We start from the raw sequence: 13,759 nt of genomic DNA, 5'->3' as shown, positions 1-13,759 counted from the left end.
GTTCCTACAATGTTTTAACATGAATCTTCGCAGGTTCTTATGTTGTAGATTATTAAACGAATGAAACTGCACACGTAGCCCTCCAAATCCACATAAAAATATTCAACGCAAATAGCACTCAAATTCCGAGTGCTATTTTTTATTCCATTCTTTTCACTACCTTGAATTCATGAAAAATTACGTGGCTATACTTTTACTTTCTGTTTTGTTTGTTTCTTTTTCTTGTAAAAAAGATAAGCTAGTGGGGGATACTGCTATACTAATTGGGAGTTGGAAATGGAACAATACTACCAACGTAATGAATTATTGCCAGGCAGATTCTTTGTGGACTTACACAGTAGTAGATTCAACAACTAATGGATATACTTATACCATTGAATTTTTGGAAAAAGGCAAGGTGAAGTTTTATCACAATGATGGTTTATTGTTTAATCAACGTTTGGTAATTCACGAAACCCAGGTAATCAATGAACCTCCTTATACATTGAGCTTTGAATTCTATATCAATAATAATTCAGATGATGTAATGGCCGGTAAGGTAGGAGCTTCAGATTTGCGTTTGTATGACTTTCCAAAAGATACTGATACTGATTGTGAAGAGTTCTTTAATGCTTTTACCAAGGAGTAGTCATATCTCTTCCACTTTTATAAAATAAGCGATATTTAAATCCAATTTCTAACAACAAACTGCTTAGTTTGATATTGCTTCCGTTTACTAGTTCGGTTTTATTTAATGGATATCTATAATTAACAGAAACGCTTAAAACAAAAGCCTCTCTAAATATCTTTCGATAAGTGATGCCTCCAGACATCATTAATCTAGGATTTGACTTGTATTTAGTAGTTTCTTTCGAGTATTGAGGTAAATCGTAATACACACCGTTTTCAACGTAATAATTTGCTTCGTATTCAGTTGTCGTTTTACCATAAACGCTATGGGCAAAATCAACCCCTATTGAAGGAAACAAACCAAAAGAGCTAAAAGCTCTAAATCCAAGACTATAGCTGTAGTTCAAATACCATTGATTTGATGTGTTGTTGGTTATACTATATGTATCCAAATCATAAGCAGATGAATTAAAAGTATAAAAATTGTTTTCAGCTTGAATTTTAAATAGATGCATTAATCTATTCCTTTCATATGTAAAGTCAATGCCAACTATAGATCTGGGTTTAAATTTCAATTCGTGACTTATTTTACCCGAAATATCTTTATAGTTATCAAAGTTTATAGCCGTTCCACCTTTTATCCCAACGAATGCACTTCGACTCTTAATTTGTGAATTAGATTGCAAACAAACTAATAAGAAGATAATTGTTATTGCTTTGGGCATTTTGATATTAAATACGCTCGGATATAAAGATTATTGTTTGATGAATTTTAAGGTAACTCCCTAAAAACGACAAAGTCACCTTAAAAAAAGATGACTTTGCACTAAACCTCAGTGTATTTCATTTTACCTACAATCTCTTTCTCTTGTTGATCTCTATGAGATTCAGGGGAACCAAGATCATAAGTCGTGGGTTAAATGATACTACAAAATAACGGCTTTTTTGTTGAAATTGGTATGCGTAGAAATACGCATTTTGTATTGCGGAATACCGAATTTACTGTGAAAAACTTCCATTAGCCCAATTCAAAAAAATCTTTTAATTTCGTTACAAATCATTACAAATGAAAAACCTTACACTAGTTACCATTCTCATTATCAGCTTATCTGCTTACTCGCAGAATCATGACAAGAAATCTATCAGATTCATTTTTGAGTCAGTTCATGACCATTTAGGGAACAAAGACATCAACTCAAAAAGGGTACAATTATTCAGTAAAAAAAATGAATTATTGTATGAAGCTGATTTGTACGAGGGAAATGAATTAGATGAGCAGTTTTTCTTTTATGACAAAGAAGGTAAGCTATTGAGAGATCACAGAATCTTTTCAAAAGAGCATGAATCTGGTGATTACAGAATGACTTATGACGCCAAAGGTAATTTGATTGAAGAAACCAATGTTGATGATATTGAAGAGGTGTTGGAACGCAAAGTAATGACGTACAATGTTAAAAACCAGATGATCACCAAAAAGGTTTCTTACTTGCACAAAACCACTGGTGAATCAATAACAGAAAGTGATTTTAGCTATACCTATGATGATAATGGTGAATTGGTTTCAAGAACCGGTTATGAAAATGAAAAACCTGATGTAATTGTTACTTATAAGTACAGCAAAAAAGCAGGAGAGGAGTCTGAAGCTAAGTATGACGCTAAAGATCAATTACAAGAAAAATGGACCAAAAAGTACAATGAAAAAGGTCAGTTAATTAGTGATGTTCACACATTATATGAGCCTAACAAGGCTCCTGTTTCTAAAACAATTGATTTTACTTATGATGAGTTTGGTCACGTTTTAACTGAGGTTTTAACCAAGAGCAATAGCACCATTAAAAAGGAGATCATTTTTAATTATGTGTATGATGAATATGGTAACTGGTTAGAAAGAACTGAGAAAAAGATAATGGGTGCCAAACACAGTATGGGTGTAAGTTTAAAAAGAGAAATTGAGTACTATGAAGACACTGAGTATCATCATCCGCCAATGGAACTGGACCATACATTTAACTATGTAATGAGAGATGGTAAAGAAGTAAAAGCTTTGGAAGAAACGCATGTAAGAATTAATAACAACTTCGGTGAAAAAGAATGGGTGGTTAGAAGAAATGGTTCAACATTGTATGTAGTAGATGAGTATCATTTTGAAAATAATCAACTGGTACGTATCAATCACCTGAACAATGAGCATACCAATAATGCTTATACAACTTTTACTTATGAAGGAAAGAATGTAACTGAAAAGATTACTTATTCTCACAACGGTGAAATGAATGAGCGCACTTTTAATGAATATGATGACCAAGACAAGATTGTAAAAAAGGAGCAACATTTTGAAAGTGCTACTACCAATCCTGTTTCAGAAGAAATTGTACAAGAGTATCACTACAATGATGCCGGAAAAATGACTGAAATTGACATGTTGGAATATGGAACGGATTATAAAATCACACTTGAATACAATGATAAAGGACAATTAGTTAAAAGAAGTGAAGTTTCTAAGGACAAGGATGAAGACAAAATGGTGATTGAATATACTTATGATAGCAATGGTAAATTAGCCACCTTGTCTAAATTCAATGGAAATAGTAAAAAACCCTATGATAAAGCCGTTTACAAGTATGATGCAAGCGGTGAGATGATTCAATCTGCTCATTATAAAAATGACAAATTGACTTCAGAAGTTGATTATATATATTTTGAGTAATTAAGCAACCACAAAGGTTCCTAAATCAAAATGAACGCCGTCATCTTTCATGGCGGTTGAATCTTCTACTTGTAAATCATCAAATGTTTTTGATTTGAAAATTTCTTCATCTCCATTGTAAACAACAAAATAGATGTCTGGATACTTTTCGTTGGGTGAATCAATAGATTGCCACTTATCCTTAGTAATAGTCAACATTCCTTTTCCATCATCATCCATTACCATGTTGCCCAGGTAATCATCTTCGTTTACATCAAAATCATACACTTTGGTATGAATTGCCATTCCTTTTAATGGTTCTCCATTGGGTTTAACCAATCTTAGATGTAGGTTTACTTTTACATTTAAATCCATAATATTAATGATGATGGTGGTGTTCTTGTCCACCGGTTAAATTAAATTCAATTTCTGTTCTTTTTAATTCTTTTAATTTCTTTTTGCCTTCAACAATCTTATAGGTTTTGTCAACTTCTACATTCGTAAATTCTTGAAATGTATTAGATGCAGGCCAATAGACTTTTATGTAAACAGTTTCATCACATTTTCCCAGTCCAATTTCTTGTTGTAAGCTTGATGATCCAAAGCTACCTCCTGGAGTCACTCTACGGTGTATGCCTCTATGTTCTTTACCATTTGTTGTTATTACTGTGATTTGTGCACCAATCCCATCTTTGTTGGATGTAACACCTTCTAAATCCAAAGTAATCCAATTGTTGTCATTACCTGGATTTACTAAAAACATGTTCCAAAATTGGTCAGATTCCATAAAACCTCCTAAACTGACATACAGATCCTGATCACCATCATTATCCATATCTCCAAAACCAATTCCGTGTCCTTTTTGTAAATGACTAAATCCTGACTGGTAGACTTCTAAAAAATGCTCTCCATTGTTGTTTCTGAACATCAAGTTTGGAATAAGTGCTTCATAAGCAGGAAAACCGGTTCCTACATAAAAATCCAACCAACCGTCATTGTCAATGTCTCCAAAGTTTAACCCCATGGCTTCAATTGATCTGTTCAAATTGGCATCAACAGCAATATCTTTAAATGTTCCGTTTTGTTGATTGATATACAGTGAGGAATACTGGATATTTACTGTATCTGTAATGTATTGATGCGCCAGTCGTGCGACATCAGAAGGGTAGCTTGCACAAAATATATCCAGAAAACCGTCATTATTAAAGTCAAAAAAGAAGGTAGGAAAACTAAAATAAGGCGATTTCACTCCTGCTTCTTCTGCCTTGTTAATGAATTTGAATTCTCCTGACTCGTTGGGGCCTTCATTATGGAACAATAAATTATCTCCTCTGGAAACTGAAATGTAAAGATCCTGATAGCCATCATTGTCATAATCTCCCCAGTATGATCCTTTTACAAAAGCCGAAACATACATCCCAACTCTTGCACTAACATCTTTGAATTCACCATTATTGTTTTGGAATAACTGAGAATAACCATTTTCATTTCCCACAAACAAATCCAACCAACCATCATTGTTAAAGTCAGCAAATGAAGCGGTATGACTAGGGTAGTAGGCCAATAATCCAACTTCTTCTGTCACATCTGTAAAAGTTCCGTCACCATTGTTTCTAAGTAAAGAGTTAGGATGATATCTGCCAATTTTAGGGCCTAACCAACCTCCTCTGATGACATAAATATCGGCATATCCGTCATTGTTATAATCTGCATGAGTTAGATTTCCTCCGCCAGTAATACCTTTTAAACCTGCATGATCAGTATGACGGTGAAAACCTCCTTTACCATCTGCCAGGTATAATTCAACATTGGTTTTTAAATCTCCGGAACTGGTAAAAATGTCTAAAAAGCCATCATTATTGAAGTCTTCTACTACAGTTCCCCCATAAAAAGTAAGCGTATTCACACCTAATTCTCCGGCAATGTTTTGAAAATAAGGCGTGGTGGAATCTTGAGGAAACTTTTGAAAATCAATATAATACTCTTGCGGAACTTCATCCGGATACTTTCCTAGAGTCATATAAGCTACATTCATCAACCATCTGGCGGTATAATGATCAGGACTGCGATCCAATACCAGTTTAAACATTTCAATAGCTTTTTCAGAACCTTCTTTTTTAATGTGTTGTGCCTGCTCATTCAAAGGCATTATGCAAGAGAATGAATTGTGATTGTCCTGGCAATTTTGTTGTTCACCTTTTCGCATGTAAGCCAGTCCCATCATGAATTCTTTGTCATAATTGGGATTGTTTTTTCGGGCATTGATCCAAACCTGATATGGAATATTATCCATACATACCAATGCACTATCCGGATATCCTGCAAATAAATATTGCCAACTCAATTCATAATACAATTGTTGCTTTTGCGCAGCCAATGAAGTGTTTGCAATTTTCATCTTGTATTGAGGAATGGCCATTGAATTGGTAAAGCCATAATTGTCAGGAAAAGTATCTAGTTTGGAAAGACGAGCTAATTCTTTCTTCATATCAAAATCCTGAGCGTTAGCGCTCAATAACGGCAAGAAGAATAAAACTATAAAGACAATACGAATTCTGCTCATTTCAAAAAGGATCTACATTAAAGTTAATGATTTACTGAGATTTAAAATCAAAAAACGGACCTGAGCTTATAATTTAATATTATTGATAAAGTGAATACCCCAACTTTTTTACGTTAATCTCCGTAAAATCAATAACTAATGATGTTAAGGGGGCTTATTATATCAATAATCATTGCAGTAACACATTTGAGTTTTGCTCAAAGAGTAAGGGCTTTACGCGTAAATAAGGATTACGAAAAGTACCGTATATCTGAGCATTTTGACTATTTACATGATGATTTTGATAGTGCTAAAACAACCTGGGTTGGAGATATAAGAGTTGAATTTGATTCCATTTTTCCCGGAACAATTAAAAACTGTTTTAACGCCTTAAAAGACAGAGCCACCAAATTGGGGGCTAATGGTTTTAAAGTAACTGAGGCTGATATTTCATCTTACGGTGATAACAAATACATTGAAATGTCTTTGTATTGGATACGAATGGAAAATAGGGATGAAAATTTAGTGCTTCACAAATCAAGAGATGTTTATTTGTTTGGTTTTTTGGGATATCATCAAGAAATAGATGGCTATGATGTTTCAATTCAAAATGACGAATTTGTGATGCCCTCACTGTCTTTTAAAAAGTACGCATTCAAAAGTAAAACAGATGTGACGGTTGGTTTAGGCTCAAAAATGAGAGGAGCCAAAACTTCATTTAGAATAGAGGAGAAGATGTACCCTAAATTTATCTACTTTAAAATGATCAGTGGATCCTTTAAAAATGCTTGGATTGATGAGTATCCTTTGAGTTTTGGATTGTTTTTAACGCACATTCTCAGAAAAAACTAGAATTCAATTACAAAGCGCTGGTCATAACGAGAAATGTCTGTTAAAGTATCTTTAATAAATTCTCCTTTAAATGCATCAAATTCCCATAATTCTAAATCAGCAATATTAGTTTCTCTTTCCTCTTCAGGATGGTCAATATCCAAATAAGTATTTCCACTTCTTATTAAGAATTCATAAAACCCGTCTTCATCTACATCTGTAATCCACGTAATTTGTTCCCACTGTTCACCGGCATCACCACCACTAACAGCAAGTTGAAACTCCTCTTTGCTAAAGGTTTCAGAGATACCGTCATATATCCAAATATAGATACGTGAACTTTCATAATATTCAGCTCCAATTAAGTAGGCAGAATATCTCTTTGAAAGTATCATTTTACCTTCTGCATAATGCTTGAATTCATGTTTGAAATCATCCTGGTAAATCTCTAATACTTCTATAGAATCAATTGCTACAAAGTCAGAATTGTAGTAATAATTAGCATGAATTTCATATAAAGAATCATCCAGGAAGTTAAACTTTTGGTCAAATTTTTCAAATTCAAAAGTCTGCTCTTCTACTTCTGATATTTCAGTGTAAGATTCTGTTGTTATTTCAATTTCATCCTCTGTAGTAGCTGATTCCCGGACATCTTCTGTTGTCTCATTATTACAGGACAGGATGATGATAGTTAAGCTTAAAAAAGAAATGAATTTGGTGAACATATTATTTTGTTTGAGCTGAAAAATACTTCTTTTTACTGAGCTACACTATATTTGCACAAAGCGTTGACAATGAAAACCATAATAGTAGTATTAGCAGTATGCTTATTTTCTTTGAGTGCAATAGCACAGCAAGATAGGTTAGAGGGGAATTGGTTAGGTATTGATATGTACCAGGATGCAAATACCTATGACGGAAAAAACTACTTTTTACCCAATGAAGAGTTCATTGTAATAGAAGACAATAAGATAAAGATCTATTTTTATCCTTATTCAAAATCAGATGAGTTTGAAATAAATGTAAAAGGCAATACTATTCATCATGAAGTAGGCAGAAAACGTTTAGAAACGGATTATAGTTTCACGAATGAAAACTGCGATACACTAGTGTTTACAATGCATTTCATTAATAAAACCTTTGTTAAAATGTATCATAGAATCACTTCAACAAATAAACGGTTTGAGGTTGATTTTGCCACATTAAAAGAATTAGATCAATATGGATTTAATCCCTCATCTATCACACATTTATTTGAAGTAGATACATTTCATAATGAATTGTATTTTGGATTTAACAATTACAGCCAATTGGGATTTATACCTTATGAGCATCTTCAATTTATCAATGACCAAACATTGTCTATTAATAGGACAGAGGTAGTGGATATTGAAAGAGGTTATAAAACTATTCGATTTGAAATAGGAGGCGTTCCTCAAGAGTTTAGAGTTGAACACTCGGAGGGTACCCAGAGTTTTACTATTACACCTTTAACTCTATGTCAGTGTGATTCTATCAGAATTCCTTACATCACTGTAGATTGGGCAGATCGTATCAGAAAGGATATGAAAGAAAATGCTTATAAATACAGGAAATCAGAATGAGAAACTCAGAATGAGAATGAAGTAGGAGAATGAGGAAGTCAGAGTGAAGTAGGAGAATGAGAAAATCAGAATGAGAATGAGGAAGAGAATGAGTGGGGGATAATTTGTTGTTAGTTCACAACTACACACGTACTCCAATAACACAGACATCATCCAACTGCTCTAAATCACCTTGCCATGCTTCAATGTAATGATTCAACAACTTGTGTTGCTCTTCCATTGGTTTTTGGTTGATTTGAACCAATAATTCTTTGAATTGAGAATATTTGAATTTCTTTCCTTTTGGTCCTCCAAACTGATCTGCGTAACCATCAGAGAATAAATAGATTCTATCACCTTCTTCAAGCACCATTTCGCAATTGTCATATCTTTCATCTTCCTGACCTGAACCAATGGCAAGTTTATCACCTTTGATTTCTTGCAATTCGTTATCTCTGATCAAGTAAAGCGGATTATAAGCTCCGGCGAATTCTAATTCTCTAGTTTTTAGATTTAGAGAGCAGATGGCCATATCCATTCCATCTTTGATATTGGTTTTTTCCAAATCATTTTGAAGTGTATTGTATACAATCTTATCTAATTCATACAATATTTCAGCAGGTTTGTAAATACCAAGTTCGTTTACAATTTGATTTAAACTGTTGTGTCCAATCAAACTTAAGAATGCACCCGGAACACCATGTCCTGTGCAGTCTACAACAGCAAATAATACAGTGTCATTGACATGTTCAACCCAGTAAAAATCACCTGATACAATATCTTTTGGTTTAAACAATACAAATGATTCAGGTAAATAGCTTCGAACCAAACTCACACTTGGAAGTGTGGCATCTTGAATACGTTTGGCATATCTAATTGAATCAGTAATATGCTTGTTTTTCTCTTCAATAATCTCTTTTTGATGAGATAATTCAAGTGTACGTTCTCTTACTTTTTCCTCCAAGTTTTCATACAACATGGCGTTATCAAGTGCTGTAGCAACTGTAGTGGCTAAGCTTCTTAGGAGATCCATGTGATATTCAGTGTAAGCGTTAGATTTATAACTCTGTACAGTCATTACACCAATTTCTCTATCATTAGCTTGTAAAGGAAGATAGATGATTGAGTTTGTTTCATCACCTGAAACTATCTCTGCATCATCATCTAAGAATTGATTGAACTCCTTGTTATAATCTTTGATAAAGATTTCTTCTTTTTTATTGAAACAGTTAGATGCTAGAAAATCTTCGTCTACGCTATAAACGACATCATCCATTCTCTTTCCGTTTTCAATAAATCCAGGGAAAGCTATTTTTCTTGACTTATCATCATAAATCCCAATACCAAAGCAAGTGGCATCTAATAAAGAGTTTACATGCTCATAAACGCTACTTATAATTGTTTCAACCTCAAGAGACTCAACTATTGCCTTTGAGATTTGAGACAATAATTTAGTGTCTTGATAAGCCTTTTCAATTTCGGCAGTACGTTCTTTAACACGGTTCTCCATGTCCATGTATAAACTAGCATTTTCCAATGCACTAGCTATATATAGGGATAATGTTCTTAAAATATCCAGATGGTAATCACTATACACATCCTTCTCAAAACTTTGAACGGTAATTACCCCAATCTTCTTATCCTTTGACAATAAAGGCATATAAATCATTGACTCAGGTTTTTCACCTGCAGATACTTGATAATCACCACTTACATATTTTTTGTAATCATTGGACCAGTCATTAATGATGATCTCCTGTGACTTCTTGTAACAAAGATTGGCGATTCTTTCATCATCCACTGAATAACTGAAATCATCTAACTGAACACCTTTTTCCATTGCTCCAGAGAACACCAGGTGATTGTTTTCAGGTTTATAAGTTGCAATACCAAACACACTTGCATCCATGATGCTGTTGATACGCTCATATACCTTAGTTATAATATCCTGAGAGTTAAGCTCGGCAGCTATTTCTTTACCGATCTCACTAATTAATCTAGTGTTTTCAGACGCCTTCTCAATCTGCTCTTTTTGTTTAACAACTTCGGCAGTTCTTTCTTTTACCTTCTCTTCAAGGTTTTCATATAACATGGCATTTTCAATGGCTGAACCGATATTGGCTGCCAATCCTCTAAGGATATCCATATCATAATCTGTGTAAGCGAACTTCTCAAAACTCTGAACAGTTAAAATACCTACAATCTTCTCTTTTGAGAAAAGAGGTAAATAAATGATAGATGCTGAATCTTTACCGGAAACAGGTGCCTGTATTCCTTTAATGTAATTCACATATTCAACACCGTAATCCTGTATATAGATTTCTTGCTGATTATTGAAACACCAAGGAGCTAATCTTTCATCTTTTACGTCATATTCGAAATCAGGTAATTTTTCACCTTTCTCGATATAACCGATCATTCTAATCCTTTCTAATTCCTCATAATAAACACCAATACCAAAACCAGTTGCGTCCATTATTGAGTTAATGTTTTCATAAACACTATCAATTAACTGAGGAATAGTAATACTTTGAGCAATATCTTTATTGATTTGAGAGATCAATCTTGTATTTTGATAAGATTGTTCAATTTCTTCCTTTTGCTCAATAATTTCAGCTGTACGTTCCTTAACAATTTCCTCCATATTTTCATAAAGCTTGGCATTATCCAGTGCTATAGCTGAATACACACCAATGGAGCGGAGCATGTTAACTTCATATTCTGAGTATGAATTATTTTTAAAACTTTGAACCGTGATAACACCGATTTTCTTTCCTTTTGAATAAAGTGGGAGATAAATCAATGAATTAACGGATCTTCCAATTTTTGGAGCTACATAATTCTTGATCCATTTAGCCGCATCATTTTCAAAATCGTTAATGATGATTTCTTCATCTTTATTAAAACAGATACTAGCTAACCTGTTCTCCTCATTTAAAGAGTAATAAGCAGCATCTAATCTTTCACCACTTTCAATATAAGTAGGGAAGTAAAGACTATCTTCTTCTTTATTCAATATCCCAATACCAAAACCTTCAGCATCCATCATTTCATTGATGCTGTCATAGGCTATGTTTAAAATGTTTTCAATAGAAAGCTGAGATGTAATATTTTTACCTATTTCACTTAAAACTTTAGTGTTCTCATAGGTTTTAGTGATTTCAGCTGTTCGTTCATTCACCTTTTCTTCCATTAACTCATAGCTTCTTGCGTTTTTAAGGGCAAGAACTGTGTATTGAGCCAATGTTTTTACAATAGATAAATGATATTGTGAATAGGCGTTCTTTTCAAAACTCTGAACACTGATACATCCTAAAACTTCATCACCATCTCTTAATGGGTAGAAGATAAGGGAGTAGGGGAAGTCACCTTCAACAACCATTACTTCTTCTACATAATTTTTGTAGTCAACTGTATTGTCATTGATGAAAACTTCTTTGTTGTTTACAATACACCAAACTGAATAATTGTTCAAGTTGGTTATTGGTACTATAATCTCACCATGTCTTTCACCTCTTTCATATTCATACAGATAATTTACCTGTCCTTTTTCTTTTTCATACAACCTAACACCAAAGACTGTAGCGTCCATCAATTGATTAACATTGTGATATAATTTCTCAAATACATCCTCAAAGTCAAGCGTTGATATTAGTTCCTGACCAATTTTATTTAAAAGCTCAGAGTTTTTGTATGTGATTTCTAGTTCGTCGGTTCTAGATTTAACTTTAGCATCCATTTGCTCATAAAGCATGGCATTATCCAATGCAATAGCAATGTAACTGGCAAATGATTGTAACAAGTTAAAGTGATGTTGTGAGAAGGCATTTTTATTGAAACTTTGAGCATAAAGAATTCCCAAAATTTCTTCCTTCACCATTAAAGGCAAAATAACTACTGAAACCGGTTTGGCATGAATAATAGCTTCACCATTAGGTAAATAGTTCTTTACCTCTTTATCATAATCATTGATGTGAATAGGAGTTCCACTTTTAGCTACCACATTTGAAAGCCTGTCTTCATCCAAAGAGTATTCAAAGTATTCATCTCTTTTATCTTCGTTGATAGCAAGCTCAACCTGTAGTTTGTTTTCCTCCACATTGCAAATTCCAATGTATACTCCTGTGGCGTCCATCAATGAATTGATGCGCTCATATATAATTTGGAAAATACGCTCAATATCTAGGGTAGAGGTAATCTCATGACCTATTTTACTCAGAATTTGAACATCATTGAAGTAAGATTCTAATTCATCATTTTTCTTCTCAAGAGCTTCTTTCTCTTTTTGAATTTGATCTAATCTACCTTTAAGCTCAAAAGCTTTGATTTTTTTACCTTCTTTCTCAGTAATGAAATCTTGCTGAGCTGAATGGTAAGCTTTGAAATGTTTAACAAATAGGGTAAGGTTACCCATATCTTCGTACAATTCAGAAAGCCCTTTATGTGATTTAAAGATGAGTTCTTTAGATTCTAATTCCTCACCAATTAGCAATGCATCCTTATAACTCTGTACTGCAGATAAATTGTCACCGGCCAATTGATATGAATGAGCCATGTGTAATTTATTGATCCCCATTCCATCCTTGAATCCCATCTCTTGTCTGTACTGATAGGATTTATTGAAATGTTCAAGTGCTTTAGGATAGTTGCCCAGTTTAGTATAGATCTCTCCAATACCATCATGCGCATAAGACAAGGTTTGTTTAACACCCGTTTTCTCAACGAAACTCAGTGCAACATTCATGTACTTTAATGCCTCTTCGTATTGCTCAAGATTCAAATATGAATTACCTAAACCATCATTGATTCTACCTAATAGGTTGATATCATTTACTTTTTCAGCAAGGATTAAACCTTTCTTTAAAGCATCAATAGCCTCTTTGTTTTGACCGTTGGTATAGTAACAGGTACCCAAACCATTTAAGGCGTTAGCCTGACCTTGTTCATCTCCAATCTCTACAGCTCTGTCATAAGAAGTTTGACAATGTTCTAATTGCTTTTCAGGATCACCTAATAGGTAAAATACGATTGATAGATAATAATGAATTTGAACTTCTTGCTTGAATTCACCACAAGCTTTTAAAAGATCTACTGCTTCAAAACAATATTCAAGCGCATCCTCATACTCTGACATCCAGGTACAAGCTGCACCAATGTTACCGGTAGCCCAGGCAATCCCTTTTTCATAGCCCAAATCTTGAGCTCTTATTAGGTTTTCCTTGGCAATTTGTAAAGCTTTAGCAGGCTCAATACGAACCATTTCCCAAGCTTCCAGGTTGGCTGCATCAATTGTTTCTATTACTTCAGTAGTGTCTATCATAGACAAAGGTCGAAATGCCTAAGTCGTAAATATACATTTTTTAAATGACAAAAAGAGCAGAAATTAAAACGATTGACCTGTAAAATATTTAACATTTTTTAGACGGCATAAACTCTTGGTTTTCCAACCATTGGCACGTTGTTTGACGTTATAGTAAATAGAAACAATTTAGATTTTCTATAACCTTT

Annotated in this window: 9 protein-coding genes; 4 read left to right on the top strand and 5 right to left on the bottom strand. The window is 33.7% G+C overall.

Going from position 1 to position 13,759, the window contains the following annotated elements; genetic code table 11:
- Nucleotides 1-169 precede the first annotated feature (169 nt).
- Nucleotides 170-628, top strand: coding sequence for a hypothetical protein (locus K6119_RS02485; protein ID WP_221833937.1), 459 nt, complete (start codon nucleotides 170-172; stop codon nucleotides 626-628).
- Here the strand turns inward: K6119_RS02485 and K6119_RS02480 are convergent.
- Nucleotides 615-1,334 (bottom strand): hypothetical protein, encoded by a 720-nt coding sequence (locus K6119_RS02480; protein WP_221833938.1) that lies wholly within the window; start codon nucleotides 1,332-1,334, stop codon nucleotides 615-617. The genes K6119_RS02485 and K6119_RS02480 overlap by 14 nt on opposite strands.
- A 341-nt stretch (nucleotides 1,335-1,675) precedes the next feature.
- Here K6119_RS02480 and K6119_RS02475 point away from each other — a divergent pair, with 341 nt between their 5' ends.
- Entirely contained in the window at nucleotides 1,676-3,316 is a 1,641-nt protein-coding gene (locus K6119_RS02475; RefSeq protein WP_221833939.1) for an RHS repeat domain-containing protein, read from the top strand.
- Here K6119_RS02475 and K6119_RS02470 read toward each other — a convergent pair whose 3' ends face one another.
- The gene (locus K6119_RS02470; protein ID WP_221833940.1) at nucleotides 3,317-3,703 is read right to left on the bottom strand and encodes a hypothetical protein; all 387 of its coding nucleotides are present in this window, start codon (nucleotides 3,701-3,703) and stop codon (nucleotides 3,317-3,319) included.
- Nucleotides 3,675-5,858 carry a CRTAC1 family protein gene (locus K6119_RS02465; RefSeq protein WP_221833941.1) on the bottom strand — a complete coding sequence of 728 codons (2,184 nt, stop codon included), beginning with the start codon at nucleotides 5,856-5,858 and terminating at the stop codon, nucleotides 3,675-3,677. Before K6119_RS02465 ends, K6119_RS02470 begins: the two co-directional genes overlap by 29 nt.
- A gap of 138 nt (nucleotides 5,859-5,996) precedes the next feature.
- Between K6119_RS02465 and K6119_RS02460 the strand changes: the two genes are divergently transcribed.
- Nucleotides 5,997-6,689 carry a hypothetical protein gene (locus K6119_RS02460; protein ID WP_237828080.1) on the top strand — a complete coding sequence of 231 codons (693 nt, stop codon included), beginning with the start codon at nucleotides 5,997-5,999 and terminating at the stop codon, nucleotides 6,687-6,689.
- Here K6119_RS02460 and K6119_RS02455 read toward each other — a convergent pair.
- The gene (locus tag K6119_RS02455; RefSeq protein WP_221833944.1) at nucleotides 6,686-7,393 is read right to left on the bottom strand and encodes a hypothetical protein; all 708 of its coding nucleotides are present in this window, start codon (nucleotides 7,391-7,393) and stop codon (nucleotides 6,686-6,688) included. The genes K6119_RS02460 and K6119_RS02455 overlap by 4 nt on opposite strands.
- A gap of 69 nt (nucleotides 7,394-7,462) precedes the next feature.
- Between K6119_RS02455 and K6119_RS02450 the strand changes: the two genes are divergently transcribed.
- Nucleotides 7,463-8,272 (top strand): hypothetical protein, encoded by an 810-nt coding sequence (locus K6119_RS02450; RefSeq protein WP_221833946.1) that lies wholly within the window; start codon nucleotides 7,463-7,465, stop codon nucleotides 8,270-8,272.
- Between the two features lie 121 nt (nucleotides 8,273-8,393).
- Here K6119_RS02450 and K6119_RS02445 read toward each other — a convergent pair whose 3' ends face one another.
- Nucleotides 8,394-13,571 carry a GAF domain-containing protein gene (locus K6119_RS02445; protein WP_221833948.1) on the bottom strand — a complete coding sequence of 1,726 codons (5,178 nt, stop codon included), beginning with the start codon at nucleotides 13,569-13,571 and terminating at the stop codon, nucleotides 8,394-8,396.
- Between the last annotated feature and the right edge of the window lie 188 nt (nucleotides 13,572-13,759).

Origin of the sequence: Paracrocinitomix mangrovi, assembly GCF_019740355.2 — a bacterium.
In the GTDB taxonomy this organism is placed as follows: domain Bacteria; phylum Bacteroidota; class Bacteroidia; order Flavobacteriales_D; family Crocinitomicaceae; genus Paracrocinitomix; species Paracrocinitomix mangrovi.
This window is presented reverse-complemented; position numbering and strand designations above follow the sequence as displayed.